This window comes from Yinghuangia sp. YIM S09857, assembly GCF_051388915.1.
GTDB lineage: Bacteria > Actinomycetota > Actinomycetes > Streptomycetales > Streptomycetaceae > Yinghuangia.
This window is the reverse complement of record NZ_JBPKBH010000001.1, coordinates 390,337-410,474: the sequence shown is the minus strand read 5'-3', so window position 1 is coordinate 410,474 and position 20,138 is coordinate 390,337. Positions and strand designations below refer to the sequence as shown.

Below are 20,138 nucleotides of genomic sequence, written 5' to 3'. Positions count from 1 at the left end.
GCGCCCGCGGCGGGCGTCCGGGGTTTCCCGTACGCCCGCCCGACGGGCCGGTCAGCGCCGCAGCACGCCGGTGACGCGGTCGACGAGCCCGCCGAGGCCGCTCCGCGGTGTGCGCAGCGGTACGGACGCCTCCGTCGCGATGGCACCGCCCACGTCGACGGCGCCGACGCCCTTGCCCGCCCCGCGCGCCTTGAGTCGCTTGGCGAGCACCGCGATGACCACCGGCAGCAGCGTCTCGGCGAGCGTGACCGCGACGTGGGCGGGGAGGCCGGTCTTCTTGGCGATGCGCCGTGCGGCGGGGCCGGCGACGCGGCGGATGACCAGCGCCAGGATGCCGCCCTTGATCCCGGCGAGCGGCAGCACCGACTTGCCCGCACGCGGGCCGGACGGCGCGGCCACCGGCATGGCCTCGTTGATGGCCCCGGCGACGCGCGTGGCCTCGGTCCTGTTGCGCTCGGCGTCCTCGGCCAACGCTCCGGCGATCGGCGGCACCGAGTCCCGCACGATCTCGCGGGTCGCGGCGCCGTCCAGGCCGAGCATCCCGGCGATCTTGTCGAGCCGGTCGTCCCCGAGCCGCTTGAGCACTTCGTCCGCGAGTGAACGCCCGCGCATCTTGCTCTCCCTGCTCCGGTCCGCCGCCCCCGGTGGCGGACGCCGCGTCGCCGCGGACCCCGGCACGCAACCGCGCGCCGCGGGCCTGCCGGACAACCCGTCAAACCTCAACAAGACGCTACGTCGCCCATCCGCCATGCGCACGAGGAGCCGCAGGCGGTCCCAACCGTGGACGCCACCGCCGACTCGACCCCTCCAGGCTGCGAAACGCGATGCCGGCGGCACTGGGGCGGCGGCGCCGCCTTCGCGCCCCGCCGCAGCCGCACCGACCGCGCTTGACTGGCACCGCCACCTCCACCCCCCGGCTGAGATGCACCGGGGCTGCACGCGGCGACCGCCGGTCGTGGTGGAGGTGGTGAGTGTCGAGGGCCCGTCGGCCGTGGAGCGGACAGGGGGTGTCGAGGGCCCGTCAGCCGTGGAGCGGACAGAGGGGGTCGAAGGCCCGTCAGCCGTGGAGCGGACAGAGGGGGTCGAAGGCCCGTCGGTTGCGGGGCGGCGGGTGACATGGGCGTGTCGGCGCGGGAGGCGTGCGCCCAGGTCGGTCCGTCGAAGTCGCGGAGCGACCGGCGGCACCGTGCGCGTGCGCTGCTACGCGCGGCCCAGCAGATGTTCGCCGACTTCAGAGGGTGCGCGCCCGGTCAGATAGGCCGTCAGGGCGGCGGCGAACTCGTCGAGGGTCACCCGGCCGTCCCGGTCCCGGTCGAGGCGCTCGAAGCCGGTGCGAAGGTCGACCTCGGCGATGTCGGCGCGCAGGAGGCGCGCGTAGTCGTCGCGGTCGATCAAGCCGTCGCCGTCGCGGTCGGCGGCCCGGGCCACGGCCAGCATGGTCGTGTGCAGGACGTGGTCGCGTCCGGCCGCCACGAAGGCGGCGTACTCGGCGGCGCTGACCTGGTCGTCCCCCTCCGGTCCGGCCCGGTGCGCGGCGGCGTGTGCGTTGAGCTCCTGCCACCACTGGGCGAACGCGTCGTACACCTCGGCCTCGGCCCCCTCGTCGGCGTCGAGCTGCGTGACGACTGCGCGGGCCATGCCCGCCATGTCGGACCAGCCGACGTGTCCGTCGCCGGTGCGGTCGAGGATGCGGGCGAACAGCGCGGCCAGGTCCGGCTGTTCGCGCTCGGGCCGGCGCCTCGCGCGGCGGTGGGCGTCGATGTACGTCGCGGCGAGCGGCATGTACGCCCAACGCACCGGCAGATGCCGCGCCGCGACCGTCGCCGCGCGCGTCACGAGCGAGACCACCGTCTCCGTGCCGCGCGGCACCGCCACCGGCATCTGCTCGCGGAACGGCGACGGCAGCATCGACACGGTGCCGACGACATAGGCCTTCGCCACCGCCCCGCGCACCGCCCGCCACACCGGATCCGGCAGGAATGCGAGCCACTGCGGCGGCGGGAACTCCCGCTGCACCGACTCGATGAGCTGGTGCACGCCGCGTGTGTCGCGCAGGACATCGCGCACCATGCGGTCGAAGTACACGCGGAAGTCCGCGGACGTCCTCGGCAAGACGTCGTCGGGGATGCCGAACTCGACGGCCACCGCGCGCCATTCGCGGTACAGGCGGGCCTCGTCGTCCGGGCTCAGCGGTTCGCCTCCGGTGGCGCACATGGTGACCATGGCGTCGTACAGCGTCAGGTGGACCCAGGCCATGGCCTCGGCATCGATCGCCGAGTACGCGCGGCCGAGTTCGTCGGTGCCGTGGATGCGGGCGTGCAGGCGGCGGAGGCGCGCGTACTCCTTGGCGCGGTCGCGGCGCGGCACGTACACCTGCCGTTGGAGGCTCACGACGGTCTGCTCGGTGCGGCGCCACGGGTGCTTGCGGTATGTCGAGTAGTCGGAGACGGCCGCTCCGACCATAGGGTGGCCGGTCTCCAGTACCAGGGCCCGGCCGATCACCAGCATCAGCCGCCACTGTCCGAGGTAGCGCCAGGTCAGCGAGTCGGGGCCGGGGAAGTCGGGGCTCTGCCCGGTGCCGGTGGGGGCCGGGTCCGGATGGGGGTTCGGCTTCGGGGTGCCGGTCATGGGTGCCTCCCTGGCCGTGCGCGCCTCGGATTCGGGAGCGGGTCCACCGAACCATGATGTGACCCGTGGTGACGGAGCGCATCCGGACGTCGGCGTCCGCGGCCGGGGCGGACCCCGTAGGCTCTGCGCGGTATTCGATCGCGGGCATCGCCCGGAACCGGCGGCGGAGTTGGGGGCAGGTACGTGGACGACCAGCAGCGGTGGGGACAGCAGCCCGGGTGGCAGGACCCCCAGGGGTTCCCGCCTCCGCAGGCGCCGCAAGGTCAGCCCGGTCCGTACGGTCAGCCTCCGCAGGACCAACCGCCGTACGGTCACCCGCAGGGTCAGCCCGGCGGGCCGCCCCAGGGCCCGCCGCCCATGCCGCAGTACGCCCCCGACCCGACGCACGCCGCCGGCGCCGACCGCCCCGGCCCGGCCCAGGCGCAGCCCTTCCCCGCCCCGGGCACGGGCCCCGGCGGCCCTGGCGTACCCGGGCCCGGCGCCGGCCCCGACCCGGGCGCACGCCGCCGCCGCAACCTCGTCCTCGGCATCGTCGCGGGCGTCGTCGCCCTCGCCCTGGTCGGCGGCGGTGTCTGGCTGCTCACCGACGACGACGGCGACGGCAAGGCGAAGGCCGACGGCGGCGCCCAGCCGATCGGCAACACCGCATTGCCCTCCCCTCCCCCGGGCGCGCAGGACACCCCGGGCGACGCGTCGCCCAAGGCCTCCGGCACGGGCACGTCCGGCACCGGCAAGTCGACGGCCGGCGCGACCGGGACGCGGCCCCCCGGATCCGGGGCCGCGACGACCGCGGGCGGGGCGGCGCCGGGTGCGCAGAAGTGCGACCCCGCGCCCGGGGCCCCGAAGAAGGCCACGTACCCGGCCGCGCCGCCGATGACGATCGACACGTCCGCCGCGTACACGCTGAACCTGGTGACCAGTTGCGGCACCGTCACCGTGAGCATGAACGCGGCGAAGGCGCCGACGACCGTCAACTCGTTCGCGTTCCTGGCCGGGAAGAACTACTTCGACCACACGCCGTGCCACCGGCTCACGACCGAGGGCATCTTCGTCCTCCAGTGCGGCGACCCGACCGGCACCGGCACGGGCGGGCCGGGCTACCAGTTCGCGGACGAGAACCTGACGGGGGCCACCTATCCGGCGGGCACCGTCGCCATGGCGAACGCCGGGCCAGGCACGAACGGCAGCCAGTTCTTCCTGGTCTACAAGGACACTCAACTACCCCCGCAGTACACCCCGTTCGGCACCGTCACCGGTGGCATGGACGTGTTGCAGCAGGTCGCCGACGACGGCGTGTGGGACGGATCGGGCGACGGTCCCCCGAAGGCCCTGATCGTGCTCGACAAGGTCACCGTCACCAAGAAGTAGCCGCGCAGCACAACGCGAAGGGCCCGTCCGCGCACCGCCCCGCCAGGGGTGCGCACGGACGGGCCCTTGGCTTTTGCCGGCTACATGTTGATCATGTGCCCGGCGAGGCCGTGGACGGCTTCCTTGACCGCCTCGCCGAGGGTCGGGTGGGCGTGCACGTTGCGGGCGATCTCGTGGACGGTGAGGTCCCACTGCTGGGCGAGGGTGAGTTCGGGCAGCAGTTCGGTGGCCTCGGGGCCGATGAGGTGGGCGCCGAGGAGTTCGCCGTACTTGGCGTCGCTGAGGATCTTGACGAAGCCGACCGCCTCGCCGAGGCCGTGGGCCTTGCCGTTGGCGGTGAAGGGGAACTTCGCGACCTGGACGTCGTAGCCCTGCTCGCGCGCCTGCGCCTCGGTGAGGCCGAAGCTGGCGATCTGCGGCTGGCAGTACGTGGCGCGCGGCACCATGACGTATTCGACCGGCATGGTCTCCGCGCCGCCGATGGTCTCGGCCGCGACGACGCCCATGGCCTCGGCGGTGTGCGCGAGCATCAGCTTGGCGGTGACGTCGCCGATGGCGTAGATGTGCGGCACGTTGGTGCGGCAGTACGGGTCGATGTCGATGGCACCGCGCTCAGTGAGGCGTACGCCGGTGTTCTCCAGGCCGTAGCCGGTCACGCGCGGCTGGAAGCCGATGGCCTGGAGGACCTGGTCGGCGCGCAGTTGCTGCTGCTGCCCGTCCTTGCCGGTGACGGTGACCGTGACGCCCGTCGCGTCCTCGGCGATCGCGTCGACGCGGGTGGAGGTGAGGACGTTGATGCCGAGCTTGCGGTAGCGGCGGGCGAGTTCGGCGGAGACCTCCTGGTCCTCCAGGGGCACGACGCGGTCCAGGAACTCCACGACGGTGACGGCGACGCCGAAGCTGTTCATGACGTACGCGAACTCGACGCCGATGGCGCCCGCGCCCACGATGACGATGCTGGACGGCAGCTCGTCGGCGAGGATCTGCTCCTCGTACGTGCGGACGCGCTCGCTCAGCTGCGTGTTCGGGAGCAGCCGCGTGGTGGCGCCCGCGGCGATGATGCAGTTGTCGAAGGTGACGCGCGAGGCGGTGCCGTCGGCGTGCGCGACCTGGAGGCTGTTGGCGTCGAGGAAGGAGCCCACACCCGCGTACTGCGTGATGTTGTTCTTCTTCATCAGATAGTGGACGCCCTTGACGCGGCCGTCCGCGACGCGGCGGCTGCGGGCGTGCGCCTCACCGTAGTTCAGGGTGACCGGGCCCTCGATGTCGATGCCGAAGCCCTTGGCGTCGTGCGTGACGATGTGGGCCAGTTCGGCGCTGCGCAGCAGGGCCTTCGAGGGGATGCAGCCGACGTTGAGGCAGACCCCGCCCCAGTACTTCTCCTCCACGATCGCGGTGCGCAGCCCAAGCTGCGACGCGCGGATCGCGGCGACGTAGCCGCCCGGTCCCGCCCCCAGGACCACCACGTCGAAATGTCCGTCGGCCATGCCGATTGCCCCTCTCGGTCGCGTCTCGATCGGTTCCACGTGCTATCCCAGCATCACGGTTCGGTCACCGCACATCCGGGGTCTTGACGCCCGGCACCCGGGCGGCCCGTCAGCGCGGCAGACGTCGCCACAACGGGCGGGGCATCATGCGCATTCCCGCAAAGACCGGGCGTAGCGCTCCCGGGACCCACACCTCGCCTTTCCCGCGCACCAGGGCCTTGACGGTCGCGTCGGCTACCTGCTCGGGGGTGCTGGACAGCGGCGCGGGCTTCATGCCCTCGGTCATGCGGCCGACGACGAAACCGGGGCGGACCAGCAGGAGATGGACGCCACTGCCCGCGAGCGCGTCGGCGAGGCCGCTGGCGAAGCCGTCCAGTCCGGCCTTGGCGGAGCCGTAGACGTAGTTGGCCCGGCGCACGCGCACGCCCGCAACGGACGAGAACACCACGAGGCTGCCCCGGCCTTGGGCGCGCAGCAGGGTGGCGAGGTGCGTGAGGATGCTGACGTGTGCGACGTAGTCCGTGTGGACGACGGCGAGCGCGTGGTCGGCGTCGGTCTCGGCGCGCTGCTGGTCCCCGAGGATGCCGAATGCGGTCACGACGACGTCGAGCGGGCCGTACGTCTCCGCGATGCGGTCCAGGAACGCCTGGTGGCCTGCCGTGTCGTCGGCGTCGAACTCCTCGCGTACGACGTCGGACGCGCCCGCCGAGCGCATTTCGGCCTCCTGGGCGTCGAGGTCGCCGCTGCGCCGGGCCGCGAGGATGACGCGGTGGGCGCCGCGCCGGGCGAGGCGTACGGCGACGGCAAGGCCGATTTCGCTGCGGCCGCCGAGGACGAGGACTGTTCCGTTCGGTGTCGCGTTCGCTTCCGTCACGGGGACAGTGTGCCGGACCCGGAGGTGCCGCCGGGCGGGGCGCGTCAGCGGCCGCGCGCCAGGTATAGCTGGAAGGCGCGGTGCAGCGGGCCGTTGAGGGCGTACTCCCATTCGCCGGTGTTCTCGACGACGTGCCCGCCGGTACCGAGCTTCCATCGCAGGACGCCGAATCTGCGATCGTCGGCGTCGATGACAGGGCTGACCATGCGCATGTCGTATACGGGGATTCCGCGCGCGTGTGCGTCGCGCATCATGTGCCATTGCAGAGCGTGGCTGGGCCGCACCTCGCGCCCTTGGTCGGCGGACGCGCCGGTCTGGTACCAGACGCGGTTGCCGACGCTGAGCATGGTGTGTGCGGCGAGCAGGCGCCCTTGGCGCCGGGCGAGGTAGAGGCGCATGCGCCCGGGCTCCTCGGCGTTGAGCACGCGGTATTGGCGGCTGTAGTACTCCAGCGTGCGGCCGAGGCGGAAGCCGTTGCGCGCCTCGGTGACGCGCAGGAGGTCGAAGAACTGCGGGAGGTCGGCGGGACCGCCGATGCCGGTCTCGACGCCCGACTTCTCGGCCTTGGCGAGGCCGCGCCGCCACTCCTGGTTCATGCCCGCGCGGATGTCGTCAAGCGGGCGTCCGTGCATGGGCAGGTGGAACACGTAGCGCGGCTGCGCGTCGTCGCCGCCGCCCGAGCCGGCCGGGCGCCAGCCGCGGGCGTGCAGACGGCCGGCCAGGGTGGCGCCGACGGGGTCGATCTCGTCGGGGGTGACCTGGTCGAGATGGGTGAGGCCGCGCTTGACCGCGTCCTTGACGGTCTCGCCGTACCAGCGCCGGTGGGCGGGGGCGGGGCCCATGCGCACGGTGAACACGCCCTGCGCGCGCAGGTGGGCGAGCAGCGGGTCGAGCCAGCGGTCGATGTCGTGGTCGTCCCAGTCGATGACCGGGCCTTCCGGCAGGTAGGCGAACCACAGCGGCAGCTTGGGCACCTTGCGGTAGAGCACCAGCGCCGCACCGACCTGCGTGCCGTTCGCGTCGAACCAGCCGACGCTTTCGCCGCGCCAGCCGGTCTTGACCTCCGCCCAGGCCGGGTACTGGAGGAACGCGGGGTCCGGGCGCGTGCGCAGGTACGCGAAGTGCTCGGCGCGGTCGATGGGGGCGAGGACGAGGCCTCGCCCGGGTATCGGCGGAGCGCTGGGCGTGCGCAGCAGTGTGGCCATGATCCGGATCCCCTCCGACGGGCGTTCGCGGTGTCCCGTCCTTCCTTGCGACTCCGGGTCGGTGGGGTTGTGTTGCACATTTCCGGGCTGAAAAATCCGAGACAAATGTGCGGTCGGAATCGTGCAACGCGGGCACGTGTCGGCGGCGTCTGTGATGGGGAGCGCGGCTGGTCACCGGGTCGCGCGGGCCTCGGCGGGGTCTGCTGACGCACGGTCAAACGGGTGCGAGGGGTCGCCCGTTCGGGGCGTGCGACGGCCCGTCAGGTGGCGCGTTTGGCGGTGTGGTCGCACCGTGGACGAATGATCGTCGCGCACGGGCTGACCAAGAGGTACGGGGACAAGACCGCCGTCGACGGTGTCGACTTCACGGTGCCCTCCGGAAGGGTGACCGGCTTCCTCGGTCCGAACGGCGCAGGCAAGTCGACGACGATGCGCATGATCCTGGGCCTGGACCGGCCGACCGCGGGCTACGTGACGGTCAACGGGAAGCGGTACGCGCAGTTGGGCGCGCCGCTGCGCGAGGTCGGCGCGCTGCTGGACGCGAAGGCGATGCACGGCGGGCGCACCGCGTACAACCATCTGCGCTGGCTCGCGGCGTCGAACCGGTTGCCGCGGCGCCGGGTGGACGAGGTGATCGCGATGGTCGGCCTCGGGGACGTCGCGCGCAAGCCGGCCAAGGGGTTCTCGCTGGGCATGGGCCAGCGGCTGGGCATCGCGGCGGCGATGCTGGGCGATCCGGGTGTCCTGATGTTCGACGAGCCGGTCAACGGGCTCGACCCCGAGGGCATCCTGTGGATCCGCAACCTGATGAAGCAGCTCGCGTCGGAGGGACGCACCGTCTTCGTGTCCAGCCATCTGATGAGCGAGATGGCGTTGACCGCCGAGCACCTGGTGGTGATCGGCCGCGGCCGCATTCTGGCGGACACGGACATGGCCACGTTCATCAACCAGAACTCCACGAACCATGTGCGCGTGCGTTCCCGGCAGCAGGAGGCGCTGCGCGACCTGCTGCACAAGGAGGGCCTGCGGGCTTCGGTGAACGGCGACGGCTCGCTGCGCGTGGAGGGCGCGGACACCGTCCGGGTCGGCGAGGCGGCCGGGCAGGCGGGCATCTGGCTGCACGAGCTGACGCTTGTGCAGTCGTCGCTGGAGGAGGCGTTCATGCAGTTGACGGCGGACAGCGTCGAGTACCACGCGGGGGTGCCCGGGTCGGTGCCGCCGGCGGTGGCGGCTGCGGGGGCAGCGGTCGGGACGGGTGCCGCGGTCCCGGGTACGCCGGCGAGTCCGGACGCACAGCCCGGCGCGCACCCGGGCGCCCGACCGGGCGCCCAACCCGGCCAAGCGCCCGGCTGGGGCCCGCCGCAGTCGCCGCGCGGACGACGGGAGGGCAAGTGATGGCGTCGGCCACGCAGGTTGTCGGCGTCCCCCAGGGCGACGCGTCCCCGGAGGGCCGGATCGGCTTCGGCGCGTTCCTCAACGCCGAGTGGATCAAGATCCGCACCGTGCGCTCGACGTTCTGGACGCTGGTGTCGCTCGCCGTGGTGAGCATCGGCCTGACCGTGCTCATCTGCGCGCTGTCCGCCGACTCGCTGGCCGAGGACCTGGCCGAGACGCCGCCCGACCCGGATGCCCATCCGGACGAACTGATCAGCGTCGGCGTGGTCTTCGGGCAGGTCGCAGCGCTGGTGCTGGGCGTGATGGTGATGTCCTCGGAGTACGCGACGGGGATGATCCGGTCCACGCTGACCGCGATGCCGCGGCGTACGTCGGTGCTGGTCGCGAAGGCGACGGTGCTGGTCGCTCTGCTGTTCGTGATCGGCACGATCGTGGCCTTCATCGGTTATTTCGCGGGCAACGCCTTCTTCGAGAACAAGGACATCGGCGTCCCGCTCGACTCCCCCGGCGTGACACGCGCGCTGATCGGCAACGGCCTGTACGTGGCCGTCCTCGGCCTGTTCGGCTTCGCGCTCGCGCTGCTGATGCGGCACACCGCGGGCGCGATCACCGTCGGCCTCGCGATGATCTTCGTGGTCGGCTCGCTGGTCTCGCTGCTGCCCGGTTCGTGGGGCGACTGGGTGAGCAAGCTGATGCCGGGCAACGCGGGCGGCGCGATCACCGCGGCGCGACAGTACGACGATTCGCTGCTGAGCCCGTGGGTCGGCTTCGGCGTGTTCTGCGCCGAGGTCGGCGCCCTGCTGCTGCTCGGCTGGTGGCGCTTCTCCCGCAAGGACGCGTAGCCGCCGGGCGGTTGCGGAGCGGTCCGCACACGGCCTGACCCGTTCGGCGCAGCGCGCGCTCCGCCGGACGGGTCGACGCTGTCAACCGTACGGGTGTACGCCCGGCGCCGCGCCGTCCCGGACGCCCGCGCCCGGGCAGGGTTGCCGGTGTGACCGACGCGCCAACCGCCCAGACGCCACCCGGCCCGTCCCCCGCCTCGGACGAGCCGCTGGTCGTCCTCAAGGGCGTCAACAAGCATTTCGGGTCCCTGCACGTGCTGCGCGACATCGACCTGACCGTGGACCGCAACGAGGTCGTCGTGCTCATCGGCCCGTCCGGGTCGGGCAAGTCGACGCTGTGCCGGACCATCAACCGGCTGGAGAGCATCGAGTCCGGCACCATCACGCTGGACGGGAGCCCGCTGCCCGAGGAGGGCCGCGCGCTGGCGAAGCTGCGCGCCGAAGTGGGCATGGTCTTCCAGTCGTTCAACCTGTTCGCGCACAAGTCGGTGCTGGACAACGTGACGCTCGGGCCGATCAAGGTGCGCAAGCGCGGCAAGGCCGAGGCCGAGAAGCGCGCGCGTGACCTGCTCGACCGCGTCGGACTCGCCGACCAGGCGAACAAGTTCCCGGCGCAGTTGTCGGGCGGCCAGCAGCAGCGCGTGGCGATCGCGCGGTCACTGGCCATGGACCCGAAGGTCATGCTGTTCGACGAGCCGACGTCCGCGCTCGACCCCGAGATGATCAACGAAGTGCTCGAAGTGATGCGGTCGCTCGCGGCGGACGGCATGACGATGATCGTGGTCACCCACGAAATGGGGTTCGCCCGCTCGGCGGCCAACCGCGTGGTGTTCATGGCCGACGGGCAGATCGTCGAGGTGCGGCCTCCGCTGGAGTTCTTCGAGTCGCCGCGGAGCGACCGGGCCCGCGACTTCCTCTCCAAGATCCTCCACCACTGAGGGGCGGGAGGGACATGCGCAACAGCTCACGCACGCCCGCGCTCGCCCTGCTGGCCGCCGCGGTCCTGCTCGCGGTGCCGGCCTGCGGCAAGGAGGGCACCCCGCCGCCGAAGGGCCCGGACCAGGGCGCCCTGCCGACGTACCAGGTCAACGAGGCGGCGAACGTGCCGGATTCGCCGACGTGGCGCAACGCCAAGGAGCGCGGCCGGCTCATCGTCGGAACGAAGGCCGACCAGCCCTACGTCGCGCAGCAGGACCCGGCGACCGGGTACTACTCCGGGTTCGACATCGAGATCGCCAAGATGATCGCCGCCGACCTGGGCTTCGGCGTGGACCGCATCGAGTTCAAGTCGATCGCGTCCGCCAACCGCGAGACCGCGATCCAGAACGGCCAGGTCGACTACTACGCGGGCACGTACACGATCAACGACAACCGCAAGAAGTCGGTCGGGTTCGCGGGGCCGTACTACATGGCCGGGCAGTCGCTCCTGGTCCGCAAGGACGAGGACGGCATCAACGGGCCGCAGGACCTGGACGGCAAGAAGGTCTGCTCGGCGGCCGGTTCGACGCCGTACCAGCGGCTCCAGAAGGATTATCCGAAGGTCAAGCTGATCGGCTACGACAGCTACTCGGTGTGCGTCGACAACCTGATCAGCCTCCAGGTGGACGCGGTCAGCACCGACGACACGATCCTCATGGGCTACGCGGCGAAGGTGCCGGACCAGTTGAAGCTGGCGGGGCAGCCGTTCTCGCAGGAGCCGTACGGAATCGGCGTACCGCGCGGCGACCGGGCGTTCCGGCTCGCGGTCGACGACGCGATCGAGAAGCACCAGGCGAACGGCGACTGGAAGCGGGCGTACGACGCGACCCTCGGCCTGTCCGGGGTCCCCGCGCCCACGCCGCCGCCGATCGACCGGTACTAGCGCAGGGGCTGCCGACGATGAACGTCCTCTTCGACAACTGGGACACGTACTGGGAAGGGTTTCTCGGAACGCTCAAACTGACCGCCGTCGCGTCGGCGCTCGCGCTGGTGCTGGGTGTGCTGGTCGCGGCGTGCCGGGTCTCCCCCGTCGCCCCCATGCGGGTGTTCGGCGCGGTGTGGGTGAACGTGCTGCGCAACACGCCGCTGACGCTGCTGTTCTTCGCGGTGGTGCTGGGCCTGCCGCGCTTCGGCGTCGTCATGCCGTTCTTCGTGTTCGCGGTGCTCGCGCTCGGCTGCTACACGTCGGCGTTCATCTGCGAGGCGGTGCGGTCGGGCATCAACACCGTGCCGGCCGGACAGGGCGAGGCGGCGCGCAGCCTGGGCATGACGTTCGGCCAGACGCTGGGCCTGATCGTGCTGCCGCAGGCGTTCCGGTCGGTGATCCCGCCGATCGGCAGCACGCTGATCGCGCTGGCGAAGAACTCGGCGATCGCCGGGTCGTTCAGTGTGGTCGAACTGCTCGGCACGTACCGCACCCTCAACGAACTCGGCTTCAGCATCGTGTGGACCTTCGTGTGGATCGCGGTCGGCTACCTGGTCATCACGCTGTCGATCAGCGCGGCCTTCGGCCTCATGGAGAAGCACTGGAAGGTGGCCCGGTGAACGGCGGCCAGGTGAGCCAGACGGGCCCGGTCGCTGAGGACCGGAAAAAGAGCGGGCGGCGCGTGCGGCGCCGCGGGGTCGCGGAGAGTTCGGCCCTGTACGACGAGCCGGGGCCCAAAGCTCTTGCGCGACACCGCATGTACGGGATCGCGGCGTCACTGGTGCTGGCCGGCCTCCTCGGGTGGGTGGTCTACAAGCTGTTCGACACCGAGCAGTTCACCGCCGAGAAGTGGAACGCCTTCACGTACAAGGGCATCCAGGAGCTGCTGCTGCGCGGCCTCGGCAACACGCTGCGGGCGTTCGCTTGGGCGGCGGTGCTGTCGCTGGTGTTCGGCGCGGTGTTCGCGGCCGGGCGACTGTCGGACCACCGGGTCGTGCGGTGGTTCTCGACGCTGGTCGTGGAGTTCTTCCGGGCCATGCCGGTGCTGGTGATGATCTTCTTCATCTTCATCGCGCTGAAGACGGAGCCGAGGATCGCGCTGATCGCGGGCCTGACGCTGTACAACGGCTCCGTGCTGGCGGAGGTGTTCCGGGCTGGCGTGCACGCGGTCCCGCGCGGACAGGCCGAGGCGGCGTACGCGCTGGGCATGCGCAAGACGCAGGTGATGTCGTACGTGCTGATCCCGCAGGGCGTGCGCACGATGCTGCCGGCCATCATCAGCCAGCTGGTGGTGGCGCTCAAGGACACGTCGCTGGGCTTCCTGATCTCGTACGAGGAGTTCCTGTACGCGGGCAAGCAGATCGCCACCAACCTGGACTACAGCCTGCCGTTCATCCCGGTGGTGATGGTGATCGCGCCGGTCTACATCGGGATGTGTATGGCGCTGTCCGGCCTCGCGAAGTGGATCGAGCGGCGGGGGCGGCGGAGCAAGAAGGCCGCCTGAGCGGACTGCCCGCGTTCCGAAGCCGTCTGAGGCGGCGTCAGGTGTGCTGCGGACCACATCCCCGGCCGGGACTGACCCGGCCGGGGATTTTGTTGTGGCGAGCGATGAGTCCGGCCCGGAAAACCGGTCGAAAGAAGGGACGGCACCGGGAAGCATTGAGGAACGAACCCTTCCTATATGAATCCTAGAGTCGTGAGTGCAGGAAGGCAGAGGGGCGAAGGGCCGCCCGGGGGCGAAGGAGACACTTGTGAAGAACACCGCGAGCACCGCCGCCGGCGCCGCGACCCGTGGCGACGGGCCGGTGGCCTCCTTCATTCGGTTCGTCGTCTTCGGGGGCGGCACGGGCCTGGCCGCGAGCGCCGTCCTGCTGGTGCTCGCTCAGCACATGTCGCTGGCCGCCGCCAACGCGCTGGTGACCGTGGCGTCCACGGTCGTCGCGAACGAGCTGCACGCCCGCCTGACCTTCCGCAGCGGCCGGACCGGCTGGCGCATGCACGCCAAGTCGACCGGGACGGTCGTGGTGAGCTACCTGTTCACGACGACGGCGATGGTCGTCCTGCACGCGGTGGCCGCCCACCCGAACGTCATGACCGAGCAGGCCGTCTACCTCACCGCGTCCGGCCTCGCCGGCATAGGCCGCTTCGCGGTGCTGCGGGTGTACGTCTTCGCCGCCGGGCGCCGCAAGGCCGCGGACTCGCGTCCGGCCGAGAAGCTGGCGCTCGCTCCGGCGGTGGCGCTGGACCGCGGGGCGGTCGTGGTCGCGGCCTGACGGGCGGTCCCCGGGGCCTCCGGCCGGGAGGGCCCCGAGGCGTCTGGACGGGGTGTGGACCGGACGTGTGGTCGGGCGCTTTTCTCGAACACAAGTCCGCTTTTCGGATTCGTTCACTCGTTCGATCGAATCCGGCTGGGATTCCTCGCTCGGGCCTGTGGCGCGGCGTAGCGTCTGAGACGTAGCCGGACCCCGACCCCGTACCAGGAGGCGGCCATGACCGACCCCATCGTCCTCGCCGTGGGCACCCGCAAGGGCCTGTGGCTCGGCCGTTCCGAAGACGGCGGCCAGGCCTGGGACTTCACCGGGCCGCACCACCCGATGACCGGCGTCTACTCGGTGCTGATCGACCAGCGCGGCCCGGCCCCGCGGCTGCTCGCGGGCGTCACCAGCGAGCACTTCGGGCCCGCGGTCGCGGCGACCGACGACTTCGGCGCCACGTGGGGTGCGCCGAGCGAGGGGGCGATCGCGTTCCCCAAGGACACCGATGCGTCGGTCGAGCGGGTCTGGCAGTTGCAGCCGGGCGCGCCCGGGTCCCCCGACACCGTGTATGCGGGGGTCGAACCGTCCGCACTGTTCCGCTCCGAGGACGGCGGCCGGTCGTGGTCCCTGGTGCGCGGGCTGTGGGACCACCCGCACCGGCCGCACTGGACGCCGGGGTTCGGCGGCATGGCGATCCACACCGTGCTTCCGCATCCCACCGAGCCCGGGGACATGACGGTGGCGATGTCGACCGGCGGTGTGTACCGCACGCGCGACGACGGCGCGTCGTGGGAGGCGTCCAACACCGGGATCCACGCGTACTTTTTGCCCGACCAGTACCCGGAGTTCGGGCAGTGCGTGCACAAGGTGGCGCGGCATCCCGAGCACCCGGACCGCCTGTTCCTCCAGAACCACCACGGCGTCTACCGCAGCGACGACGGCGGGGCGAGCTGGCAGTCGATCGCGGACGGGCTGCCGAGCGACTTCGGGTTCCCGATCGCCGTGCACCCCGACCGACCCGACACGGTGTACGCGTTCCCGCTGGTGGCCGACGGGATGCGCTTCCCACCCGACGGGCACTGCCGCATCTACCGCAGCGACGACGCCGGTCACAGTTGGACGGGCCTCGACAACGGCCTTCCCGACGAGGGCTTCTGGACCGGCGTGATGCGGGACGCGCTGTGCGTCGACGACTCCCCCGAGCCCAACGTCTACTTCGGTACCCGGTCGGGCGAGGTCTATGTCGGGCGCGAGGGTGGGATGCAGTGGCAACGCGTCGCCGAGCATCTCCCCGATGTGCTGTGCGTGCGCGCTGCGGTGGTCCCGGCAGCGTGACGGGGCCGCTCCGGAATGTCCCCCTGACTGATGCCTGACCTGTATCTGACCGGTGCCTGACCAGTGCGGCATTGCTTAGCGGTGTTAACGCTCGTACCGATGCCTGACCGGTGCCTGACCAGTGCAGCATTGCTTAGCGGCGCTTAACGCTCGTTACGAGCTTCGGCGTTGTTCGGGGCCTCTGGGTGCCCGATTGTGGAGTGGCGGAAGACCAATGCCATTCCTGGGAGACAACCTGATGGGCAGCAGCGCGATGCCGGGGACCGACCGCCGCCACGAGGTCGGGGTCGAGATTTTCCGGTTGGCCGTCATCATCGGCGGGGTGCGCGAGGGCAGGTACGGCAGCGTCGTCGCCGACTGGTTCATCGGTCAGGTGGAGCGACGCGACGAGTTGGACATCGACGTGATCGACCTCGCCGAGGTCGACCTGCCCTTCGGGCTCGACGGCCCGGCGGAGCACGAGCCGCACGACCCCGCTCGGCACGACCCGGCACGGCAGGACCCCGGACCGCGTGACCTCGGACCGCGTGACCTCGGACCACATGGCCTCGCCCAGCACGACCCCGCAGAGAACTACCTCGTACAGAACGACCTTGCACAGACCGCCTCGTCCGCGTTCACCGTGCGGCGGCGCCTCGACGCCGCCGACGCATACGTGGTGGTGACACCCGAATGCCACCACGCGTCGGCGGTGCGGCGGCTCGTGGACCGGCACGGGCGACCGTGGCAGGCGAAGCCGGTGGGGTTCGTGTCCTACGGCCGCACCGACGCGGGCGGGTTCGCGGTCGAGCGGCTGCGCCCGCTGTTCGCCGGTGTGCACGCGGTTCCGGTGCGGGAGCAGGTGACCCTGCCGTACGCCTGGGAGCTGTTCGACGAGGACGGCTCCTCACGGCAGCCCGCAGAATGCGAGGAGGCCGCGCAGGCGATGCTCGACCAACTCGCCTGGTGGGCCGTCACGCTGCGACGCGGCCGCGAACGGCGACCTTACGCCGCCTGAGTCGGGCGCACTGCGGGCGGGGCTCCGAATCTCCGACGCATGGACGGAGCGACTTCGGCCGAGCGCTTTGGGTGCGACGGCCTGGAACGAACGTCCTCGACCGAGCGACCTCCGCTGAACAACGCCGATCCCGGCGTCCCAACCAAGTACCCCCCGAGCCCGAGCGTCTGGCCCCGAGCGTCCGACACCGAGCATCCGAGACCAACGTCCGCCACCCAATGTCCGACACTGAACGTCCGACACCGAACGCCCAAGACCAAACCCCGAGCGCCGAACACCGGCCGGGGGGTGCACGTCCCCTGGGCATGTCTTCACCCTCCCGTCGGCCAGTCCGTCCGCGGGGCCGTGGTGCGTTCGCGCCGGGCCCGCTCGGCGCGCACCCGTGCGCGACGCCGCCAGCGAGCATGCGCGCGCGTACGTGCAGCCGCGTGGTTCGCGGATCCGGCGGCGGGGGCGAAGACATGCCCGCAGCGCCTCCCATCCGGTGTTCGTGCCCGTCGGGCGCACGTCCGGTGCCCTCCGCCGGACATGCGCCCGCACGTCCCGCCGCGGCCGTCGGCTTTCCGTCACGTCGACGGCCGCGGCACATCCGCCGCAAGGAGCCCCTGTGTACCGTCAGCGCATCGACCTTCCGGCGGCCGCCTCCGGGGGGTACCAGGCGCTGGCGCGGCTGGACAGCCTGATCCGCCGCGACGGGCTGGTGGACGACCGGCTGCGCGAGCTGGTCAAACTGCGGACCTCGCAAATGAACGGCTGCGCCCTGCACCTGGAACACCACTCGCGCGAGGCGCTGCGCCTCGGCGAGACCCCGCAGCGCCTGCACCAGTTGGCGGGCTGGCGCGAATCCCCGCTGTTCTCCCCGTCGCAGCGTGCCGGGCTCGCCCTCGCCGAGGCCGTGACGCACCTCGGGCCCGAGGGCGTTCCGGACGACGTCTATGCCGAGGCCGAACGACACTTCGGCCCGCAGCAGTTGGGCAACCTGATCCTGACTGTCGCGGTCACGAACGCGCTGAACCGCATCGCCGTCACAGCCCGGCTCCAACCGGAAGCGCCAGGGTTGGCGGCTCCGGGAGCGACGTCGGCTCCCAAGCCGTCCTGACCCTTCCGGATGCGATTGAGCGTCGTGCACCGTACGGGAACCGCGGACCGGATCGACGACCGGGCCAAGGCCCGCACATGCGGCGTTGGGCCTTACGTGGCAATCGGTTCGTGACCGCCGACCGGCCGGGCATCCGCCGCATCGGCTCCGGGGGCACTGGGCGCTCCGGAGGCTCCTGAGGCGCCGGAGGCACCGGAAGTTCCAGAGGCTCCGGGGGCACGGGGCGCTCCGGAAGCTCCGGAGGTGACGACCGCGGTCCCGGTCGTGGGATGTCCCGCCGCCGGGACCCGCAGGTTCCGGACCTCGGGTGCCGCCAGCGCGCCCGCGGTCACGACGGCGATCAGTGCCGCGCAGAACAGGAGTGCGGTATGCGGGCCGACTGCGTCCGCGAGGGGCGCCGCGGCGATGAGTCCCAGGGGGCCGAACATGAAGGAGCCGAGCCCGTCGTACGCCGCGACCCGCGACAGCGCCTCGCGCGGGATCTCCCGCTGCATCGTGGTCTCCCACATCACGCCGAAGACGTCGAAGGCGGCTCCGGTGACGAAGGCGCCGAGGGCGACGACGTACACCGGGGCGCCGATGCCCAGCAGCGAGATGGGCAGGGTCACCGCGAAGATCATCACGGTGGCGACCATCAGGGGCCGCCGCGGGCGGATCCGGATGGCGAGGAAGACGCCCGCGAGCGTGCCCAGGCCCTGTCCGGCGAGGATCATCGACCAGGCCGGAGCACCGCCCAGGTCGGCCTTGGCGACAACCGGGCCGAGCACTCCGAACGCCGCCTGCATCGCGGCGATCACGAACGCGAACTGGAGGACGATCACCCACAGCCACTGCCGGGACGAGAACTCCCGCCAGCCCTCCCGGAGATCGCTCACCATCGAGGTGCGGGCGCGCGAGCTCGCGGGCGGCAGGCGCAGCGCCGCGAGCAGGACGGCCGAGATCACGAACCCGGCGCCGTTGACCGCCAGCGCCCATCCGGACCCCACCAGCGCCACCGCGCCGCCCGCCGCGGCCATGCCGAGCAGTCGCGCGCTGTTGACGCCGAGGCGGAGCACGCCGTTGGCGGTCTGGAGGTGTTCGTCCGGGACGACCTCGGGCACCACGCCGGTCAGCGCCGGGTAGTAGAGCGCGAGGGCGATGCCGGTGACCGCGGCGAGCAGCGCCACTCCCGGCACCGGCGCGTGGCCCGTGACGAACATCGCGGCCAGGGTGAAGAACGCCGCGGCCGAGGCCAGTTCGGCCGTCATCATCAGCCGCGTGCGGGATATCCGGTCGGCGACCACCCCGCTGAAGAGCATCAGGGCGATCTGCGGCACCGTCTGGGAGGTGAGGACGACGGTAAGCGTCGTCGCACTCGCCCCGGGCAGGTCCAGCACGCCGAACGCCAGCGCCACCGGCCCGAAGGCGGCCGCGAGGACGGAGATCGTGCGGGCCAGGAACAGCAGCCGGAACCGTCGGTCGGCGAAGAGATCGCGTCCCCGGATACGGACCTCCCCTGCGGGTGGCGAGCCGCGCCGGGGACCGCTGTGTGTGACGGCGTCCGGCCCTCGGGCCCGGTCCGGGGCGCCGTCGGGAAGCACCGTGCCGCGCCGCGGCCGGTCGGTGCGTGTGGTTTTGTCCTCGTGTGCCTTGCGACCGAACACGTCGGCCCACCACCCTTCTTCGTGCGTTCCGTCGGGGCCCGTGCCGAGGTGCGGTTCGCGGGGCGTTGCCGAGACCTGCCGCCGTTCGGGCCGGCGGTGGCGGCTCAGGGCAGGTCGACGGCGATGACGAGCTTGCCGCGGCCGTGGCCGCCCTCGATCTCGCGGTGCGCGTCCGCCGCGTCGGCGAGCGCGTACGTGCCGCGGATGTGCAGGGTGAACACCCCCGCGGTCCACAACTTGGCCAGTTCCGCGAGGAGTTCGCCGCTGCGGACGCCGCGCCACTCCGGCAGGCCGAGTTCGCGCGCGTCGTCGTCGGAGATCATGGTGAGGACGCGGCTCCGGTCCTTGGCCAGTTCGACGGAGTCGCGCAGCGCCTCGGCGCCGGCCGCGTCCAGTGCGGCGTCGATGCCGTCCGGGGCGATGGCCCGCACGCGGTCCACGAGGCCAGGGCCGTATGTGACGGGAACCGCTCCCAGCGAGCGGAGGTAGTCGTGGTTGCGCTCGCTCGCCGTGCCGATCACCGTCGCCGCGCCGCGCGCCTTGGCGAGCTGCACGGCGATGGTCCCGAGGCCCCCGGCGGCCGCGTTGACCAGCAGGACGTCGCCGGGGCCGACCGCGAGCTGGTCGAGGGCCATGTGCGCGCCCTGGCCGTTGGCGGACAGCGCGGCGGCGATCTCCCAGGGCATGTCCGCGGGCTTGGCCGCGAGTTGGTCGGCGGAGACGACGATGAACTCGGCGTACGCCCCGGTGGTCGCGAAGCCGAGGACCTCGGCGCCGGGCGCGAAGTCCTCGACGCCCTCCCCGACTTCGTCGACGACCCCGGCGAACTCGTTGCCCGGTACGGCGGGCTTGTCAGGGAACCCGGGCGTCATCGCGGGTGGGAACCGCCCGGCGCGCAGGCCCGCGTCGAAGGGCAGCACGCCCGCCGCCCGCACCTTGACGCGCACCTGGCCGGGTCCGGCGTGCGGGGTGGGGATCTCGGCGAGGTGCAGGACCTCGGGTCCGCCGAACGTGGTGACGACTGCTGCCTTCATGGCGGTCTGCCTTTCGAGCGGGCGCACGAATAACGGAGTGGATCGCTCCGATAAACTATAACGGAGCGATCCA

General features: G+C 71.8%; 18 protein-coding genes. 11 read left to right on the top strand and 7 right to left on the bottom strand.

All coding sequences use genetic code 11. The annotated features are described in order from the left end of the window. Positions 1–51 precede the first annotated feature (51 nt). Complete coding sequence (locus ACRX5S_RS01800) at positions 52–612, bottom strand: DUF937 domain-containing protein (RefSeq protein WP_436770872.1); 561 nt, start codon at positions 610–612, stop codon at positions 52–54. A gap of 588 nt (positions 613–1,200) precedes the next feature. Beyond that, positions 1,201–2,628: an oxygenase MpaB family protein gene (locus tag ACRX5S_RS01795; RefSeq protein WP_436770871.1), complete on the bottom strand. Its 1,428-nt coding sequence runs from the start codon at positions 2,626–2,628 to the stop codon at positions 1,201–1,203. Positions 2,629–2,985: 357 nt separating this feature from the next. Between ACRX5S_RS01795 and ACRX5S_RS01790 the strand changes: the two genes are divergently transcribed. Further along, positions 2,986–3,996, top strand: coding sequence for a peptidylprolyl isomerase (locus ACRX5S_RS01790; RefSeq protein WP_436770870.1), 1,011 nt, complete (start codon positions 2,986–2,988; stop codon positions 3,994–3,996). 80 nt (positions 3,997–4,076) lie between these two features. On the opposite strand, the gene lpdA is transcribed toward ACRX5S_RS01790, so the two are convergent. From lpdA to ACRX5S_RS01775, 3 genes are all read right to left on the bottom strand, one after another. After that, positions 4,077–5,483 carry a dihydrolipoyl dehydrogenase gene (gene lpdA, locus ACRX5S_RS01785; protein ID WP_436770869.1) on the bottom strand — a complete coding sequence of 469 codons (1,407 nt, stop codon included), beginning with the start codon at positions 5,481–5,483 and terminating at the stop codon, positions 4,077–4,079. Between the two features lie 109 nt (positions 5,484–5,592). Continuing rightward, on the bottom strand, positions 5,593–6,357 hold the full coding sequence (locus tag ACRX5S_RS01780) for an SDR family NAD(P)-dependent oxidoreductase (RefSeq protein ID WP_436770868.1): 765 nt from the start codon (positions 6,355–6,357) through the stop codon (positions 5,593–5,595). A 44-nt stretch (positions 6,358–6,401) separates the two neighbouring features. After that, the gene (locus ACRX5S_RS01775) at positions 6,402–7,562 is read right to left on the bottom strand and encodes a lipid II:glycine glycyltransferase FemX (protein ID WP_436770867.1); all 1,161 of its coding nucleotides are present in this window, start codon (positions 7,560–7,562) and stop codon (positions 6,402–6,404) included. Between the two features lie 300 nt (positions 7,563–7,862). Between ACRX5S_RS01775 and ACRX5S_RS01770 the strand changes: the two genes are divergently transcribed. The 10 genes from ACRX5S_RS01770 (at position 7,863) to ACRX5S_RS01725 (ending at position 17,388) form a co-directional block, all read left to right on the top strand. Further along, complete coding sequence (locus ACRX5S_RS01770) at positions 7,863–8,957, top strand: ABC transporter ATP-binding protein (RefSeq protein ID WP_436770866.1); 1,095 nt, start codon at positions 7,863–7,865, stop codon at positions 8,955–8,957. Next, positions 8,957–9,799 (top strand): ABC transporter permease subunit, encoded by an 843-nt coding sequence (locus tag ACRX5S_RS01765; RefSeq protein WP_436770865.1) that lies wholly within the window; start codon positions 8,957–8,959, stop codon positions 9,797–9,799. The genes ACRX5S_RS01770 and ACRX5S_RS01765 overlap by 1 nt, the downstream gene beginning before the upstream one ends. A 209-nt stretch (positions 9,800–10,008) precedes the next feature. Continuing rightward, the gene (locus ACRX5S_RS01760) at positions 10,009–10,737 is read left to right on the top strand and encodes an amino acid ABC transporter ATP-binding protein (protein WP_436771141.1); all 729 of its coding nucleotides are present in this window, start codon (positions 10,009–10,011) and stop codon (positions 10,735–10,737) included. Between the two features lie 14 nt (positions 10,738–10,751). Next, entirely contained in the window at positions 10,752–11,660 is a 909-nt protein-coding gene (locus ACRX5S_RS01755; RefSeq protein WP_436770864.1) for a glutamate ABC transporter substrate-binding protein, read from the top strand. Between the two features lie 17 nt (positions 11,661–11,677). Continuing rightward, entirely contained in the window at positions 11,678–12,322 is a 645-nt protein-coding gene (locus ACRX5S_RS01750) for an amino acid ABC transporter permease (RefSeq protein WP_436770863.1), read from the top strand. 137 nt (positions 12,323–12,459) lie between these two features. Then, positions 12,460–13,206 carry an amino acid ABC transporter permease gene (locus ACRX5S_RS01745; protein ID WP_436771140.1) on the top strand — a complete coding sequence of 249 codons (747 nt, stop codon included), beginning with the start codon at positions 12,460–12,462 and terminating at the stop codon, positions 13,204–13,206. Positions 13,207–13,453: 247 nt separating this feature from the next. Further along, positions 13,454–13,975, top strand: a complete 522-nt coding sequence (locus ACRX5S_RS01740; protein WP_436770862.1) for a GtrA family protein — start codon at positions 13,454–13,456, stop codon at positions 13,973–13,975. A gap of 216 nt (positions 13,976–14,191) precedes the next feature. Beyond that, complete coding sequence (locus ACRX5S_RS01735) at positions 14,192–15,292, top strand: VPS10 domain-containing protein (RefSeq protein ID WP_436770861.1); 1,101 nt, start codon at positions 14,192–14,194, stop codon at positions 15,290–15,292. A 214-nt stretch (positions 15,293–15,506) separates the two neighbouring features. Continuing rightward, entirely contained in the window at positions 15,507–16,289 is a 783-nt protein-coding gene (locus tag ACRX5S_RS01730) for an NADPH-dependent FMN reductase (protein WP_436770860.1), read from the top strand. 607 nt (positions 16,290–16,896) lie between these two features. Continuing rightward, positions 16,897–17,388, top strand: a complete 492-nt coding sequence (locus ACRX5S_RS01725; protein ID WP_436770859.1) for a carboxymuconolactone decarboxylase family protein — start codon at positions 16,897–16,899, stop codon at positions 17,386–17,388. 92 nt (positions 17,389–17,480) lie between these two features. On the opposite strand, the gene ACRX5S_RS01720 is transcribed toward ACRX5S_RS01725, so the two are convergent. Next, a complete protein-coding gene (locus ACRX5S_RS01720) occupies positions 17,481–19,031 on the bottom strand; it encodes an MFS transporter (RefSeq protein ID WP_436770858.1) in 1,551 nt (516 codons plus the stop codon). 104 nt (positions 19,032–19,135) lie between these two features. Continuing rightward, complete coding sequence (locus tag ACRX5S_RS01715; protein WP_436770857.1) at positions 19,136–20,065, bottom strand: NADP-dependent oxidoreductase; 930 nt, start codon at positions 20,063–20,065, stop codon at positions 19,136–19,138. Positions 20,066–20,138 lie beyond the last annotated feature (73 nt).